General features: G+C 66.7%; 25 protein-coding genes. 1 reads left to right on the top strand and 24 read right to left on the bottom strand.

The genetic code is table 11. From position 1 onward, the window contains the following. Positions 1–62: 62 nt before the first annotated feature. The 9 genes from rpsD to AC1XX3_RS03255 form a co-directional block, all read right to left on the bottom strand. Entirely contained in the window at positions 63–668 is a 606-nt protein-coding gene (rpsD, locus tag AC1XX3_RS03215; RefSeq protein ID WP_483319636.1) for a 30S ribosomal protein S4, read from the bottom strand. A gap of 27 nt (positions 669–695) precedes the next feature. Continuing rightward, positions 696–1100, bottom strand: a complete 405-nt coding sequence (gene rpsK, locus AC1XX3_RS03220) for a 30S ribosomal protein S11 (protein WP_483319637.1) — start codon at positions 1098–1100, stop codon at positions 696–698. A 54-nt stretch (positions 1101–1154) separates the two neighbouring features. Continuing rightward, positions 1155–1529 carry a 30S ribosomal protein S13 gene (gene rpsM, locus AC1XX3_RS03225; protein WP_483319638.1) on the bottom strand — a complete coding sequence of 125 codons (375 nt, stop codon included), beginning with the start codon at positions 1527–1529 and terminating at the stop codon, positions 1155–1157. 235 nt (positions 1530–1764) lie between these two features. Beyond that, positions 1765–1878, bottom strand: a complete 114-nt coding sequence (gene rpmJ, locus AC1XX3_RS03230; RefSeq protein WP_020575560.1) for a 50S ribosomal protein L36 — start codon at positions 1876–1878, stop codon at positions 1765–1767. 74 nt (positions 1879–1952) lie between these two features. Then, the gene (gene infA, locus AC1XX3_RS03235; RefSeq protein ID WP_091075514.1) at positions 1953–2174 is read right to left on the bottom strand and encodes a translation initiation factor IF-1; all 222 of its coding nucleotides are present in this window, start codon (positions 2172–2174) and stop codon (positions 1953–1955) included. Positions 2175–2340: 166 nt separating this feature from the next. Then, the gene (locus AC1XX3_RS03240; RefSeq protein ID WP_483319639.1) at positions 2341–2562 is read right to left on the bottom strand and encodes an RNA-binding S4 domain-containing protein; all 222 of its coding nucleotides are present in this window, start codon (positions 2560–2562) and stop codon (positions 2341–2343) included. A 1-nt stretch (position 2563) separates the two neighbouring features. Further along, the gene (locus AC1XX3_RS03245; RefSeq protein WP_483319640.1) at positions 2564–3442 is read right to left on the bottom strand and encodes a GTP-binding protein LepA; all 879 of its coding nucleotides are present in this window, start codon (positions 3440–3442) and stop codon (positions 2564–2566) included. A gap of 127 nt (positions 3443–3569) precedes the next feature. Continuing rightward, entirely contained in the window at positions 3570–3944 is a 375-nt protein-coding gene (locus AC1XX3_RS03250) for a DUF1707 SHOCT-like domain-containing protein (RefSeq protein ID WP_483319641.1), read from the bottom strand. Positions 3945–4009: 65 nt separating this feature from the next. Continuing rightward, on the bottom strand, positions 4010–4993 hold the full coding sequence (locus AC1XX3_RS03255) for a sigma-70 family RNA polymerase sigma factor (RefSeq protein WP_483319642.1): 984 nt from the start codon (positions 4991–4993) through the stop codon (positions 4010–4012). A 24-nt stretch (positions 4994–5017) separates the two neighbouring features. On the opposite strand from AC1XX3_RS03255, the gene AC1XX3_RS03260 reads away from it, so the two are divergent. Continuing rightward, entirely contained in the window at positions 5018–5500 is a 483-nt protein-coding gene (locus tag AC1XX3_RS03260) for a VOC family protein (RefSeq protein WP_483319643.1), read from the top strand. A gap of 26 nt (positions 5501–5526) precedes the next feature. On the opposite strand, the gene AC1XX3_RS03265 is transcribed toward AC1XX3_RS03260, so the two are convergent. From AC1XX3_RS03265 to rpsQ, 15 genes are all read right to left on the bottom strand, one after another. Continuing rightward, positions 5527–7629: a prolyl oligopeptidase family serine peptidase gene (locus AC1XX3_RS03265; RefSeq protein WP_483319644.1), complete on the bottom strand. Its 2103-nt coding sequence runs from the start codon at positions 7627–7629 to the stop codon at positions 5527–5529. Between the two features lie 96 nt (positions 7630–7725). Further along, entirely contained in the window at positions 7726–8568 is an 843-nt protein-coding gene (gene map / locus AC1XX3_RS03270) for a type I methionyl aminopeptidase (RefSeq protein ID WP_483320203.1), read from the bottom strand. 14 nt (positions 8569–8582) lie between these two features. After that, positions 8583–9155, bottom strand: coding sequence for an adenylate kinase (locus AC1XX3_RS03275; protein WP_483319645.1), 573 nt, complete (start codon positions 9153–9155; stop codon positions 8583–8585). Next, complete coding sequence (gene secY / locus AC1XX3_RS03280; protein WP_483319646.1) at positions 9155–10462, bottom strand: preprotein translocase subunit SecY; 1308 nt, start codon at positions 10460–10462, stop codon at positions 9155–9157. The genes AC1XX3_RS03275 and secY overlap by 1 nt, the downstream gene beginning before the upstream one ends. 264 nt (positions 10463–10726) lie before the next feature. Next, positions 10727–11167 carry a 50S ribosomal protein L15 gene (gene rplO, locus AC1XX3_RS03285; protein ID WP_483319647.1) on the bottom strand — a complete coding sequence of 147 codons (441 nt, stop codon included), beginning with the start codon at positions 11165–11167 and terminating at the stop codon, positions 10727–10729. 1 nt (position 11168) lies between these two features. Next, a complete protein-coding gene (rpmD, locus tag AC1XX3_RS03290) occupies positions 11169–11351 on the bottom strand; it encodes a 50S ribosomal protein L30 (RefSeq protein WP_483319648.1) in 183 nt (60 codons plus the stop codon). Continuing rightward, positions 11351–11965 (bottom strand): 30S ribosomal protein S5, encoded by a 615-nt coding sequence (rpsE, locus tag AC1XX3_RS03295; RefSeq protein ID WP_483319649.1) that lies wholly within the window; start codon positions 11963–11965, stop codon positions 11351–11353. Before rpsE ends, rpmD begins: the two co-directional genes overlap by 1 nt. Positions 11966–11996: 31 nt before the next feature. Further along, positions 11997–12380: a 50S ribosomal protein L18 gene (gene rplR, locus AC1XX3_RS03300; protein WP_483319650.1), complete on the bottom strand. Its 384-nt coding sequence runs from the start codon at positions 12378–12380 to the stop codon at positions 11997–11999. Positions 12381–12382: 2 nt separating this feature from the next. Beyond that, entirely contained in the window at positions 12383–12925 is a 543-nt protein-coding gene (rplF, locus tag AC1XX3_RS03305) for a 50S ribosomal protein L6 (protein ID WP_483319651.1), read from the bottom strand. Positions 12926–12957: 32 nt separating this feature from the next. Then, the gene (gene rpsH / locus AC1XX3_RS03310; RefSeq protein WP_483319652.1) at positions 12958–13365 is read right to left on the bottom strand and encodes a 30S ribosomal protein S8; all 408 of its coding nucleotides are present in this window, start codon (positions 13363–13365) and stop codon (positions 12958–12960) included. A gap of 126 nt (positions 13366–13491) precedes the next feature. Beyond that, positions 13492–13677, bottom strand: a complete 186-nt coding sequence (locus tag AC1XX3_RS03315) for a type Z 30S ribosomal protein S14 (RefSeq protein WP_483319653.1) — start codon at positions 13675–13677, stop codon at positions 13492–13494. A 16-nt stretch (positions 13678–13693) separates the two neighbouring features. Beyond that, positions 13694–14281, bottom strand: coding sequence for a 50S ribosomal protein L5 (gene rplE / locus AC1XX3_RS03320; protein WP_483319654.1), 588 nt, complete (start codon positions 14279–14281; stop codon positions 13694–13696). Then, the gene (gene rplX, locus AC1XX3_RS03325) at positions 14281–14667 is read right to left on the bottom strand and encodes a 50S ribosomal protein L24 (protein ID WP_483319655.1); all 387 of its coding nucleotides are present in this window, start codon (positions 14665–14667) and stop codon (positions 14281–14283) included. Before rplX ends, rplE begins: the two co-directional genes overlap by 1 nt. A gap of 1 nt (position 14668) precedes the next feature. Beyond that, positions 14669–15037: a 50S ribosomal protein L14 gene (gene rplN, locus AC1XX3_RS03330; protein WP_483319656.1), complete on the bottom strand. Its 369-nt coding sequence runs from the start codon at positions 15035–15037 to the stop codon at positions 14669–14671. An 81-nt stretch (positions 15038–15118) separates the two neighbouring features. Continuing rightward, positions 15119–15400 carry a 30S ribosomal protein S17 gene (gene rpsQ, locus AC1XX3_RS03335; protein WP_483319657.1) on the bottom strand — a complete coding sequence of 94 codons (282 nt, stop codon included), beginning with the start codon at positions 15398–15400 and terminating at the stop codon, positions 15119–15121. Position 15401 lies beyond the last annotated feature (1 nt).

A 15401-nucleotide genomic window follows, 5' to 3' on the forward strand; every position in this document is an offset into this window, starting at 1 on the left:
CCCGACATCTGGTCGGGCTGGAGGTGAGGAGGACCCGCCCCGTGGAGCGGGTCCTCTTCGGCTTACTTGGAGTAGAGCTCGACGATCAGCTGTTCCTGGACGTCGATCACGATCTGCTGGCGGGTCGGCAGCGAGTGCACGAACACCCGGCCGCGCTCCGGCACAACCTGCAGCCAGGCCGGCACATCCCGCTCGCCGTGGGTCTCACGGTTCACGATGTGCGGGGTCTGCTCCAGCACCTTCGGCGCCAGGTCGACGACGTCGTGCGGGCTGACCCGGTACGACGGAATGTTGACCTTCTTGCCGTTGACGAGGAAGTGACCGTGCCCGACGAACTGACGAGCCTGACGACGGGTCCGTGCCAGACCGGCGCGGTAGACCACGTTGTCGAGGCGGGACTCGAGGATCTGCAGCAGGTTGTCACCGGTCTTGCCCTGGAGACGGTTCGCCTCCTCGTAGTAACGACGGAACTGCTTCTCCAGCACACCGTAGGAGAAGCGGGCCTTCTGCTTCTCGCGCTGCTGGAGGGCGTACTCGGAGTCCTTGGTACGGCCCTTGCCGTGGACGCCGGGCGGGTAGGGACGGCGCTCGAACGCCTTGTCGCCACCGACCAGGTCAACACCCAGTCGACGCGACTTCTTGGTCATGGGACCTGTATAGCGAGCCATGGTTTCTAAGTCCTCTTCGTGTTCAGATCAGACGCGGCGGCGCTTGGGCGGGCGGCAGCCGTTGTGAGGGACAGGGGTGACATCGGAGATCGCGCCCACTTCGAGGCCGACCGCACCGAGCGAGCGGATTGCGGTCTCGCGACCCGAACCCGGGCCCTTGACGAACACGTCGACGCGCTTCATGCCATGCTCCATCGCGCGACGGCCGGCAGCCTCAGCTGCCATCTGCGCGGCGAACGGCGTGGACTTGCGGGAGCCCTTGAAACCGACGGTGCCGGCAGAGGCCCACGCGATCACAGCACCGGTCGGATCGGTGATCGAGATGACGGTGTTGTTGAACGTGCTCTTGATGTGAGCGTGGCCGGCGACCACGTTCTTCTTCTCTTTGCGGCGCACCTTGGTGGCACGGGTGTTGCGGCCTGCAGTAGCCATAAGTCTTTTGCTTCTCCTGGAGTTCTCGGGTTCAGGTCAAGTGGTCGCGACGGACTACTTGGCCTTCTTCTTGCCGGCGACTGGTTTGCGCGCGCCCTTGCGGCCGCGTGCGTTGGTGCGGGTGCGCTGGCCCCGAACGGGCAAGCCACTGCGGTGGCGGCGTCCTTGGTAGGAGCCGATCTCGACCTTGCGACGGATGTCCGAAGCAACTTCACGGCGGAGGTCGCCCTCAACCTGGTAGTTGGCTTCGATCCAGTCGCGCAGGGCAACCAGATGGTCGTCGTTGAGTTGGTGAACACGGAGGTCGCCACTGATCTGAGTGGCCTCCAGGGTCTCCAGAGCGCGGGTACGTCCCACGCCGAAGATGTAGGTGAGTGCGACCTCGAGACGCTTGTCGCGCGGGAGATCGACACCAATGAGGCGTGCCATCAGGCGGTACTACCTTTCAATGTTTCGATCCGGCCTGGTCTGCAGGCGGTGGATCGCGAAGGTGTCTGGCGTGACGCGTCCCCGTTCGCCTTGGCGAGCTCTGAGCTCCCAACGGGGCCTCGGCCTTCGTCCGAGGGTGGGACCGGGCGAACCCGGCCTTGCGGTCACACTTTTTCGAGGAGCCCCGTGTCGAGGCTCCGGGTGGTGCGAGATCGTGCCCGAGCGGCGGAGGGACTCAGCCCTGACGCTGCTTGTGGCGCGGGTTCTCGCAGATCACCATCACGCGACCGTGCCGGCGGATCACCTTGCACTTGTCGCAGATCTTCTTGACGCTCGGCTGAACCTTCATCGAGCTTCTTTCTGAATCGAAGTCCGGGGCACACCACTGGCGCGTCCCGAGCAGGAATGGATGGTTACGGCCGGCTACTTGTGCCGGTAGACGATGCGTCCGCGAGTCAGGTCGTAAGCCGACAGCTCGACGACGACCCGGTCGGCCGGAAGGATGCGGATGTAGTGCTGCCGCATCTTGCCACTGATCGTGGCCAGCACCTTGTGCCCGTTGGCCAGCTCAACGCGGAACATCGCGTTGGGCAGAGCCTCTACGACGGTGCCCTCCAGTTCGAGCGCGCCCTCTTTCTTCGCCATGAACTCTCAATCTGTTGACTGCATGAAACATCGCACCACCGACATAGATGGCCGACAGGCAATGCTACGCCAGATGCGCGCATCACCCAAATCCCTGGGTTATCCTGCCCTCCCGGCCACCGGGCCCGGTGATGTGCCTCGCCGAGGCACGCCCCGGCAGGTCGGTCTAGGCGATACGGACCGACGTACCGGCGACCTCGACCACGTCGCCGCTGACCAGCTGCCGGCCCCGGCGGCTCTCGACCTCACCGTTGACCCGTACCGCCCCGTCCGCCAGCAACACCTTGGCATCGGAGCCCTGCTCGACCAGATCGGCCAGCTTCAGCAGCTGGCCGAGCCGGATGGCATCGCCACGGATCTCGACCGCCCGGGTCTCGTCGGCAGCCATCTCAGACCACCGTCGAGTCGAGGCCGCGCTCGTGGTAGAGCTCCACACTGTCGCGCAGCGCCGAGAGGATGTAAGGCGGGAAGTCCATCCCTTGCTTGTGCGCCCACAGCAGCCGGCTCTCCACCCGACCCACCTCACGGGCGTAGCCCTCCAGATCGGCGTCGATGCCCAGGTCCTTGATCACGCCGCCCATGTCCGCCTTGTAGCGGTCCATCCCGTTGGTGCCCACCAGCCCGTACGACTTCTCGCGCAGCACCCTGGCCAGGAACAGCTGCCAGGGACGCAGCACCTTGTCCTGGATCATCGCGGTGGCTGACATCTGATAGAAGGCGAAGTGCCCGGGCTCCTGCTGCTTGATCGGGGTGATGATCGTCTCGCTGATCGCGGTCTCCCCCAGCTCCTTCAGCCCGGCGTTCAGCTGGTTGTAGGCCAGCACGGCCTGCCGCTCGGTGCTGGCACCGGTGAGGAAATAGAGCAGCTTGGCCACGTCCTGGATCGGCTTCAGGCTCGCCAGCGCACCCAGCACCTTGATCTTGAAAGAGATGTCCAGGTGCGGCTCGGCCGCCGACCGGCCCAGGTCCATCTGCAGCCGGTCGAGGATCAGCCCGTGCTGGATCTCCTGCGGCTGCCAGACGTCGGCGTAGAACGTCTTGTTCGTGTCGTCCACGTCGGGCAGCAGCACCAGCAGCTCGAGCACGTTGCGGTCGACCTCCAGCTCCACCCGGGCGAGGTAGTCGATGACATGGCCGAAGCGCTGCTGCACCAGGTCGGGCCGGTGGATCGTCCGGTCCACGGAGTCGAGCGGGACCGGCGGATACAGCTCACCCAGTCGCTGAACGTGCTCAGCGATCTTCTGCTGAGTGATGTGTTGCCGGGGCACCGGAGCAGTTTATCTGCGCGGCGAGACGAGCTGCCAATTATTCATCGGTGGGAAAGATCACGCGCGAGCCGACCCATCTGCGCCAGCTGCGGCTCCGAATCAGGATGCTCAGCCACCTTCGGCGCAATCAGGCGAGGCTGACCACCACGATCAGCACGATCGCCAGCAGGACCAGCACCCCAGCGACGGTGGCGACGCCGACCAGGGTCAGACCGCCGCCGTTGCGGGCCTCGGTGAGCTCCCCGGGTCGACCGCCCGTGGACGCCACGATGGCAGGACTGTCGTAGGTCTGCAGCGGCGGCAGCCCGGTGACGACGGGGACCAGCTCACCCATCCGCTCCGCGGCGAACAGCCGGTCCAGCCGGTTGCGGTAGTCGTCGGCGTCCAGCATCCCTTCGGTGAAAGCGGTGTTCAGCCGTGAGCTCAGCTGGTCGCGCTCCGCCTCGGTCACCGGGGCGTCCGGGGTGCTCCGGTACGGCGAAGAGATCGGCAGGTCGGTCACGCGGACCAGCGTACCCGCCGAGGGCTCGGATCCCGGGTCCCCGGCGCCGAACCTGGGCACCGGCCTCAGTCGGGAAGAACCCGCGGCAACCCGAAGGTGTCGAAGAGCTCGAGGTCGAAGAACGCAGCAACGTGCGACACTCCCGTGGCGGTCAGCTGAAGGTGCTGGAGCTGGAAGGCACGGTGGACGCCCTCCTCGTCACGCATATACATCGCGACCGCCGGACCACCGTTGGCCGAGGTGGGGAGCATCTTCATGTCGCCGGGGCCGCTCGCCGGGCAGTTCGTCTTGATCACCGTGCCGATGGCGGCTGCCCCGCGATACCAGCTGGTGAACGGCGGCATCTCCCAGACGGCGTCCTCGGTGAGCAGCGAGACGATCTCCGCCACGTCATAGCTCTCGAAGGCGGCGACGTAGCGCTTGAGCATCTCCTGGGCGCGCGGGTCGTCTGCGGGCAGCTCCGGCTGCTCGTCCGGGGACAGCCGGGCGACGTGGGCCCGGGCCCGCTGCAAGGTGCTGTTCACCGCGGCCACGCTGGTGCCCAGCTCCGCGGCCACCTCGCTGGCCTGCCAGGCCAGCACGTCGCGGAAGATGAGCACCGCCCGCTGCTGCGGCGTCAGATGCTGAAGGGCCGACACGAATGCCAGCCGCACGCTGTCACGGGCCACCACCTCGGCCGCCGGGTCGTTGGCCTCCCCGCCCCACACCACGGCGTCCGGCACCGGCTCCAGCCAGCTGATCTCGTGGCTCCGCTCGAGCCGCCCCGACGGGTCGGACTGCGGCTGGCCGAGTCCGGTCGGCATCGGACGACGGTCCTTGCCCTGCAGGGCGGTCAGGCACACATTGGTGGCGATCGAATACATCCAGGTCCGTAGCGACGAGCGCTGCTCGAACCCGTGGAAGGCGCGCCAGGCCCGCAGGTAGGTCTCTTGCACCAGATCCTGCGCGTCATGCACCGAGCCGGACATCCGATAGCAGTGGGCGGTCAGCTCGCCCCGCATCGGCTCCACCAGCGAGAGGAAGGTGTCCTCGGTCAGCACTGCGGTCATGTCAGGAAACTACCGCCTCTGCCGATGACATCGCGACAGTTTCGCGGTCTTTCCAGCGAGGGCGGCGCCATCCGGCGCAGCTCCACCGCCGAGCGCACACCGAGGACGACCATGAACCGGATGATCTTCATCAACCTCCCCGCCTCGGACCTGGAGGCGTCGAAGGCCTTCTACGCCGGACTGGGCTTCAGCCTCAACCCCGCGTTCAGCGACGACCAGTGCGCCTGCGTCGTCATCTCGGACGAGATCTTCGTGATGGTGCTGACCGAGGCGCGCTTCGCGAGCTTCGTTCGCGGCCAGGTCCTGAACGACCCCGGCCGCACCGAGGTCGTTCACTGCCTGTCCGCCCACAGCCGCGAGGAGGTCGACGAGCTGGTGGGGCGGGCCCTGACCCACGGCGGCACACCGTGGAAGGACATCTTGGAGGACGGCCCGATGTATGGCGGCAGCTTCGCCGACCCCGACGGCCACGCCTGGGAGGTGATGTACACCAAGATGCCCGCCTGACTCCCCCGGGCCGCTCAGGAACGCCGTTAGCGGGGCCGCAGGCCGGTGTGCTCGGCGGCGAAGGCAAGCAGGTCGGCCCACTCCGCAGCCACCATCGCCGTCGGCTTGCCCATCCCGTGGCCGGTGGCCACCTCGATTCGCGCCAGGACCGGCGCGCCGCCGGCCTGGGCGTACTGCAGCGCGGCGGCGAACTTGTGGCTGTGCAGCGGCACCACCCGGTCGTCGTGGTCCCCGGTCATCACCAGCGTCGCCGGATAGGCGGTGCCGATGGCCACGTTGTGCAGTGGCGAATAGGCCAGCGCGTCGAGGAACTCCGCCTCCACGTCGGGGTTGCCGTAGTCGGAGATCCACGCCGCACCGATGGTGAACTTGTGGAAGCGAAGCAGGTCGAGCACCCCGACCATGGGCAGCGCCACCGCCGCGAGGTCGGGCCGCTGGGTCATCACCGCCCCGACGAGAAGCCCACCGTTGCTGCGGCCATGGATCGCCAGCTGGGCGTTGGTGGTGACCTTCGACTCGACCAGGTGGTCACCGACGGCGATGAAGTCGTCGAAGACGTTCTGCTTGGCCGTGAGCCGACCGGCGTCATACCACTCGGTGCCGTACTCCCCGCCGCCGCGGAGGTTGGCGATGGCGAGCACGCCGCCGGCGGCCAGCCAGGCCGACCACCCGGGCCGGTAGTCGGCCAGCACCGGGATCTTGAAGCCGCCGTACCCGTAGAGCAGGGTGGGCTGCGGCCGGGACAGATCGGTGTCGACTGCGCTGATCAGGAAGTACGGGACCTCGGTGCCGTCCTTGCTGGTCGCCCGCCGACGCTCCATCGTCACCTCCGGCGCGACGAAGTCGGTCGCGGTGCCCCGCACCAGCCCTGTCAGCTGCTCGGTCACCCCGGTGTCGGTGTCGAACCGATAGGCCAACGTCGGTGTGGTGACCGAGGACATCCCGAGGAATCCTTCCGGGGAGTCCGGGTCGCCGAAGATGCCGACCAGGGATCCACCGACGACGTCGAGCACCCGGAGCCGCTCCCCCTCCAGGTCGTGGACGGTGACCACCGGCTGCGCATCCTGCAGGGTCACCGCGACCAGGGTGCTCCCCACCGCCTGCACCTGCAGCAGGGTCGTCTCCTGCTCCGCGAGCACCTCAGCGAACTCCACCTCACCGGACTGGGCGGTGGCCAGGTCGACCGACACCACCCGTCCGCGGGGCGCGTCGAGGTCGGTCTGGAAGAACAGCCGTGTCCCCGCGGAGCGGATGAACGCGAACTCGGCCAGCGGCTCGTCGACCAGCTTGAGCGGCGATCCGAGCGTGCTGCGCCCCCCGACCTGTTCCACCGGGTACACCCAGACGCGGTTGCGGTTCTCGGTGCCTTCGACGATCGAGGCCAGCACGTAGCGGTCGTCGTGCGACAGCTCGGTCCAAAACATCAGCTGGTCGTTGTCGGGGAACTCCATGATGACCTCGTCGGCCTCCTGCGGCTCCCCCACCCGGTGCAGCTTGAGCTGCGCGCCGCCCAGCGCCGTGGTCTGGGTGCCGGCGGCGTGGCCCGTGTGCGGGAAGTCGTTGTAGAGGTAGGACGAGGAGTCGGGCAGCCACATCGGCGCCGAGAACTTGGTCTGGATCGGGGTGTCCTCGACCGGTTGCTGCGTGTCCAGATCGAGCAGGTGGAAGGACTGCCAGTCACTGCCGCCCTCGCTGCGGGTGTAGGCGAAGCAGCGGCCGTCGGGGCTGACCGCGAACCGGCTCAGTGAGGTGGTGCCGTCAGGGGAGAAGGTGTTCGGGTCCACCACCACCCGGCCACCGTCGACCAGCTCCGACACGCCGTCGGCGACATACCAGACATCCTGGTTCTGGTTGCCGTCGTTACGGCTGACGAAATAGTGACCTGCGTGCCGCACCGGCACTCCCGCGCGAGGGCGGTGCAGGATGGCGGCCATCGTCGTGCTGAACCAGTCACGGGTCTCGAGCGCGGCCAGCTGAGCATCGGTCACCTCGTTCTGCCGCCGGACCCAGTCGACGGTCTCCAGCGAGTCCGGGTCCTCGAGCCAGCGGTAGGGGTCCGCGATCTGGCGGCCGTGCAGGTCCTCCACCAGGTCGGATCGGCGAGTCTGCGGATAGCGCGGGTTGGTCACCGCCCCACTCTAGGATCGCCACGCCCGGCCAGGTGCACCGGGCCATCGCCCCGACGGCGTCCGCTCCCACCGGCAGCGGGTGCCCGACGTCAGGGCTCAGTCAGCGAGCGGGCCGAACGGTACGCCCAACGCCGTCAGCGCCTCTTCGCCACCGTCCTCGGCGGTCAGCACCCAGGTGCCGGTCCGGGTGACGGTCATCGTGTGCTCCCAGTGGCAGGCCAGCGAGCCGTCGGTGGTCACCACCGTCCAGTCGTCGTCCAGCACGTCGTTGGCCGGGTCGCCGAGGGTCAGCATCGGCTCGATCGCCAGGGCCAGGCCCTCGACGATCTTCGGACCTCGGCCACGACGGCCGAGATTGGGTACGTCCGGCGGCTGGTGCATGGCGGAGCCGATGCCGTGGCCGACGTACTCCTCGACGATGCCGTAGCCGCCCGGAAGCGAGCGAACGTACGCCTCCACCGCAGCGGAGATATCACCGACATGGCCGCCGAGAGTGGCCGCCGCGATGCCGCGCCACATGGCGGTCCGGGTCGCCTCGCTGAGGGCTGCCGCCGCCGGGGACGGCTCCCCGACGAAGACGGTCCGGGCGGAGTCGCCGTGCCAGCCGTCCACGATCGCGCCGCAGTCGATCGAGACCAGGTCGCCCTCGACCAGCACCCGCCCGCCCGGGATCCCATGCACGACCTCGTCGTTGACCGAGACGCAGATGACCCCGGGGAAGCCGCCGTGCCCGCGGACCGAGCCGTAGTCCAGGAACGAGGGGACGGCGCCGGCGGAGGCGATGACGTCCGCGGCGACCGCGTCCAGGTCCGCAGTGGTGACACCGGGGCGTACGGCGGCCGCGGCAGCCGACAGCGCCTGGGCGACGACCAGACCGGCACGGCGCATCTGGCGCAGCTGGTCAGGCGTCTTGATCTCGACGCCGCGGGAGCCGAACACAGGCACCGGGTGCCTTAGGCGTGGTGGGCGTCGAGGGCGGCGAAGATGCGCTCCGACACCTCAGACACCGAGCCCAGACCATCGACCTCGACCAGCAGACCCCGGTCGCGGTAGACGTGCAGCAACGGCGAGGTCTCGTCGGCGTACACCTGCTGCCGCTTGCGGATCGCGTCGACGCTGTCGTCATCGCGGCCCTCGATCTGGGCACGCTTATGCAGCCGCTCCACGACCTCGTCCACCTCGGCCTGCAGCGAGATGACCGCGTCCAGAGAGTGCTGGTGCTGCTTGAGCACCGAGTCCAGCGCGTCGACCTGGCCGAGCGTGCGCGGGTACCCGTCCAGCAGGAACCCCACCTCCGCGTCCGGTTCGGTCAGCCGGTTGGCGACGATCTCGTTGGTGATGTCGTCACCGACATACCCGCCATCGGCCATGATCTGCTTGACCTTCAAGCCCAGCGGCGTCTCGGCAGCCACGTTGGCCCGGAAGATGTCACCGGTGGAGATGGCCGGGATGCCGTAGTGCGAGCCGATCAGCTTCGCCTGCGTCCCCTTGCCGGCTCCGGGCGGACCCATGATCAGAAGTCTCATCAGCGCAGAAACCCTTCGTAGTTGCGTTGCTGGAGCTGGCTCTCGATCTGCTTGACCGTGTCCAGCCCCACACCGACGATGATGAGGATCGAGGTGCCGCCGAACGGGAAGTTCTGGTTCGCGTTCAAGAAGATGAACGCCACCGAGGGCAGCAGCGCGATCAGGCCCAGGTACAGCGCACCCGGGAAGGTCAGCCGCGACAGCACGAACGCGAGGTAGTCCTCGGTCGGCTTGCCGGCGCGGATGCCGGGGATGAAGCCGCCGTACTTCTTCATGTTGTCGGCGACCTCGTTCGGGTTGAACGTGATGGCGACGTAGAAGTAGGCGAAGAAGACGATCAGCAGGAAGAAGCTGATCATGTAGACCGGGTGGTCACCTTGGATGAAGTTCGCCTGGATCCAGGCCGAGGCGCGCGACTCAGGGCGGAACTGGGCGTACAGCGCCGGCAGGTAGAGCAGCGACGAGGCGAAGATGACGGGGATGACGCCGGCCTGGTTGACCTTGATGGGGATGTAGGTGCTGGACCCGCCGAACATCCGGCGCCCAACCATCCGCTTGGCGTACTGGACCGGGATCCGGCGCTGGGACTGCTCGATGAAGATGACGCCGGCCATCACGACCAGGCCGAGGGCGATGACGAGCAGGAAGACGACCCATCCCTGCGAGCCCGGGCGGGCCACCTTGAGGCTCCACAACGCGCTGGGGAACGTGGCCGCGATCTGGGTGAAAATCATCACCGACATGCCGTTGCCGACGCCGCGCTCGGTGATGAGCTCACCGAGCCACATGATGACGCTGGTGCCGGCGGTCATGGTCAGGATCATGACGATGACGGGGAACACGCCCTTGTCGTAGACAAGGCCGGTGCAGCCGGTGAAGAGCCGGTCGTTGACCGCGAGCGTGACGAACGCGGTGGAGTTCAGCACCGCCAGCACCAAGGTGAGGTACCGGGTGTACTGAGTGATCTTCGTCTGGCCGGACTGGCCTTCCTTCTTCAGCGCTTCCAACCGCGGGATGACCACGGTGAGCAGCTGCAAGATGATGCTCGCGGTGATGTAGGGCATGATCCCCAGCGCGAAGATCGCCAGCTGGAGCAGCGCACCACCGGAGAACAGGTTGATCAGCGAGTAGAGACCCTGCTGATCCCCCGAGGTCGCCTGGGTGAGGCAGAAGTCGACCTGACGGACGTTGACATTGGGGGTCGGGATGATGGAGCCCAACCGGAAGATCGCCAGGATGCCAAGCGTGAAGAAGATCTTCTTCCTCAGGTCCGGGCTCCGGAATGCGTTAGCGAACGCGGCCAGCACGGCGGCCTCTCTTCCTTCTTGATTGCCCCGAAGGGTTCGGGGACCAGGCGTCGGGGGCAGTGCTCGCCCGCCGCCGGGAACCGCTGAACTGTATCAAGCACCCGTCGCCCTCAGCATCTTCTCCGACGACGCCGGGCAGAAGTGCCGACGCCCGACCGGAGGGCCGGGAGGTGCTGCGGAACCGGGGAGTCAGCCCCGAGAGCAGACGAGGGGCGGCTCGCGATACGAGCACGCCCCTGGTCGGCAAACGACAGCTTCTCGGACTCAGATCTCGGTGGTGGATCCTCCGGCAGCCGCGATCTTCTCCTTGGCGCTGCCGGAGAACGCGTTCGCGCTCACCTGGACAGCGACGGAGATCTCACCGGTGCCGAGGACCTTGACCAGATGACCGGGCCGGACGGCGCCGGCCGCGACCAGGTCGGCCACCTCGACGTTGCCACCCTCGGGGAAGAGGGCTGACAGCTTGTCGAGGTTGACGATCTGGTATTCCGTGCGGAACGGGTTCTTGAACCCGCGCAGCTTCGGAGTCCGCATGTGCAGCGGCATCTGGCCACCCTCGAAGTTCTCGGGGATGTTGTTGCGGGCCTTAGAGCCCTTGGTGCCCCGGCCGGCAGTCTTGCCCTTGGAGCCTTCGCCTCGACCCACACGGGTCTTGGCTGTCTTGGCGCCTGGCGCGGGACGGAGGTGATGAACCTTCAGTGCCATGTCAGTCGACCTCCTCAACGGTGATCAGGTGCTGCACCGTAGCGAGCATTCCTCGGATTTCTGGACGATCTTCCTTGACAGCCACGTCACCGATCCGCTTCAGGCCAAGCGTCCGCAGCGTGTTGCGCTGGTTCTGCTTGCCGCCGATGCCGGACCGGATCTGGCTGACCTTGAGGCGGGCCATCAGGAAGCCACCTCTGCACGAGCACGCAGGATCGCGGCGGGGGTGACGTCCTCGACGGACTTCCCACGGCGCTTCGCCACGGCCTCGGGCTCCTCCAGGCTCTGCAGCGCCTCAACCGTCGCATGCACGACGTTGATGGCGTTGGCCGAACCGAGTGACTTGGCGAGCACATCGTGCACACCGGCGCACTCGAGCACCGCGCGGGCCGAGCCACCGGCGATGACGCCGGTACCGGGCGAAGCCGGACGCAGCATCACGACACCGGCAGCCTTCTCGCCCTGGACGGGGTGCGGGATGGTGCCCTGGATCCGGGGAACCCGGAAGAAGGCCTTCTTGGCCTCCTCGACGCCCTTGGCGATCGCCGCGGGCACCTCTTTGGCCTTGCCGTAGCCGACACCGACGGTGCCGTCACCGTCACCGACTACGACGAGCGCGGTGAAGCTGAAGCGCCGACCACCCTTGACGACCTTGGCGACGCGGTTGATCGCGACGACACGCTCGATGTAGTTGCTCTTCTCCTGGGCGCCGCCACGTCCACCGTCGCGACCGCCGCCGCGACGGTCTCCGCCGCCAGCGCCCGTGCCGCCGCCAGTGCGGCGTTGCGTTCCACTCATCGGACTTTCCTACTTTCGTTCGAGGTGCTCATCAGAATCCCAGACCGCCGGAGCGGGCGCCGTCGGCCAGCGCCGCGATGCGGCCGTGGTACTTGTGACCGGCGCGGTCGAAGACCACGTTCTCGATCCCGGCAGCCTTGGCGCGGGCGGCGAGGTTCTCGCCGACCTGCTTCGCCTTGGCCGTCTTGTCACCCTCGGCGGTGCGCAGCGCGGTCTCCATCGTGGAGGCCGACACCAGCGTACGTCCGAGCGTGTCGTCGATCACCTGAGCCGAGATGTGCTTGGCGGACTTGGAGACCACCAGCCGCGGACGCTCGGGAGCACCGAAGACCTTCTTGCGGACGCGGATCTGCCGACGCAGCCGGGAGGCCGTCTTCGCCGCCATGCCCTTGCGTGAAGCCAGAGAAACAGCCATGGTCACTTACCAGCCTTTCCGACCTTGCGGCGGATGTGCTCACCCGCGTATCGAACACCCTTGCCCTTGTAGGGCTCGGGCTTGCGAAGCTTGCGAATGTTCGCAGCCACTTCGCCAACCTGCTGCTTGTCGATGCCCTGGACCGAGAACCGGGTGGGCGCTTCGACGGTGAAGGTGATGCCTTCGGGAGCCTTGACCGTGATCGAGTGGCTGTAACCGAGCGAGAACTCCAGCTCAGTCGGACCCTTCGACAAGACGCGGTAGCCCACGCCCACGATCTCGAGCTTCTTCTCATAGCCTGCGGTGACGCCGGTGACCATGTTGGAGACCAGGGTCCGGGTCAGACCGTGCAGCGACTTGCTGATCCGGTCGTCGTTGGGCCGACGGACCTCGAGCTCGCCGTTGTCGGCGTGCGCGATCGTGATCGGCTCAGCGATCTTGTGCTGCAGGGTGCCCTTCGGGCCCTTCACCGATACCTGCTGACCCTCGAGTGTGATCTCAACACCGGACGGGACCGCGATCGGAAGTTTGCCAATGCGTGACATGTTGTGCCTGTTCCTCTCTTCGTCTCGTCCGATTACCAGACGTAGGCGATGACTTCGCCGCCCACGGACTTGTAGTGCGCCTGGCGGTCGGTCAGCAGGCCCTGCGAGGTCGAGATGATCGCGATGCCGAGGCCACCGAGGACCTTGGGCAGCGCTGTCGACTTCGCGTAGACCCGAAGGCCCGGCTTGGAGATACGGCGTACGCCGGCGATGGAGCGCTCACGGTTCTGGCCGTACTTGAGCGTGATGGACAAGGTCTTGCCGACCTCACCCTCGGCGGGCTCGTTCACCGCGTAGCTGGCGATGTAGCCCTCGGAGGTGAGGATCTCGGCGATGCCGACCTTGATCTTGCTGTGCGGCATGGTCGCCACGTCGTGGTACGCCTGGTTGGCGTTGCGCAGACGGGTGAGCATGTCCGCGATGGGGTCTGTCATGGTCATGGCTGGTTGAGCCTCTTTCTCACCGTGGTTTCCGCAGTGCGGACCTTCAGCGGGTTTTGATCAGTGTCGAGATGATCTGTGGATGTCGAGTGCGAGCGCGAGCTCACCGAGTCAGAGATGAGCAGCTCACCAGGAGGACTTGGTGATGCCGGGCAGCTCGCCCTTGTGCGCCATCGAGCGCAGGCAGATCCGGCACAGGCCGAACTTGCGGAAGACCGAGCGGGGCCGGCCGCAGCGCTGGCAGCGGGTGTACCCCTGCACGGCGAACTTCGGCTTGCGGGACTGCTTGACCTTCAGTGCTGTCTTTGCCATATCGGTTCTCCCTGCCTCAGTTCTGCTGGAACGGGAAGCCGAGGTGCCGCAGCAGCGCCCGCCCCTCGTCGTCGTTCGTGGCCGACGTCACGAAGGTGATGTCCATGCCGCGGGTCCGGTCGATCTTGTCCTGGTTGATCTCGTGGAACATGACCTGCTCGTTGAGACCGAAGGTGTAGTTGCCGCGCCCGTCGAACTGCTTGGGCGACAGGCCACGGAAGTCACGGATACGGGGCAGGGCCAGCGTCAGCAGACGGTCGGCGAACTCCCACATCCGGTCGCCGCGCAGCGTGACGTGGCAGCCGATCGGCATGCCCTCACGCAGCTTGAACTGGGCGATGGACTTGCGAGCCTTGGTCACCTGTGGCTTCTGACCGGTGATCGTGGTCAGGTCGCGGATGGCGCCGTCGATCAGCTTGGAGTCGCGAGCAGCCTCGCCGACGCCCATGTTGACGACGACCTTGACCAGACCGGGGACCTGCATGATGTTCGCGTGCTTGAACTCCTCGCGCAGGGCGGGGGCGATCTCGTCGCGATAGCGCTGCTTGAGCCGCGGCGCGTTGGACCCGGTGGACTGGGTCTTCTCTGCGGAAGCGGTGCTCATCAGATCTCCTCTCCGGTCTTCGTGGCGATGCGGACGCTACGGAAGGCCTTGTACTCCGAACCGTCGGGGCGACGCTTGGTCACCTCGACGCGGTTGTAACCCACCCGGGTGACAACCTCATCGCCGGCGTCGTTCTTGACGACCAGCTGGACGTTGGAAGCGTGGATCGGGGCCTCGGAGGCGACGATCCCGCCCTTGGTGGTCGAGCGACCCTGCGGCTGAGCCGAGGTGTCGCGCAGGTGACGCTTGACGATGTTCACGCCGGAGACCGTCACCTTGTGGCGCTCGGGGTGGACGGCGATGACCTCGCCGACCAGGCCCTTGTCCTTGCCGGCGATGACCTTCACCTTGTCGCCCTTGACGACGTGCAGCTTGTTCTGTGCCATCTCAGATCACCTCGGGTGCGAGCGAGATGATGCGCATGAAGCGCTTCTCGCGCAGCTCACGGCCGACCGGGCCGAAGATACGGGTTCCACGGGGCTCGCCGTCGGTCTTGAGGATGACGGCGGCGTTCTCGTCGAACTTGATATATGAACCGTCAGCGCGGCGGCGCTCCTTGACGGTACGGACCACGACGGCCTTGACGACTTCGCCCTTCTTGACGTTGCCACCGGGGATCGCGTCCTTCACGGTGGCGACGATGACGTCGCCGATGCCGGCGTAGCGGCGACCGGAGCCGCCGAGGACACGGATGCACAAGATTTCCTTGGCCCCCGTGTTGTCGGCGACCTTGAGTCGCGACTCCTGCTGGATCATCTGATTTCTCCTGGTTGTCTCACTGGTTCTTCGTCACCGAGGTGGTCGGATCCGAAGCCTGGTGGAACTAGTGGGGTGGTGTTACTTGGCCTTTTCGAGGATCTCGACCAGGCGCCAGCGCTTGGTGGCGCTCAGCGGCCGGGTCTCCATGACGATCACGCGGTCGCCGATGCCGGCGCTGTTGCTCTCGTCATGGGCCTTGAGCTTGCTGGTCTGGCGGAGCACCTTGCCGTAGAGCTTGTGCTTCACCCGGTCCTCGACGGCCACGACGACTGTCTTGTCCATCTTGTCACTCACCACGTAGCCCTCACGGACCTTGCGGCGGCCACGGACGGCTGCGGTTTCGTTCACGGACTCACTCATG

The organism is Microlunatus sp. M237, from assembly GCF_056896895.1.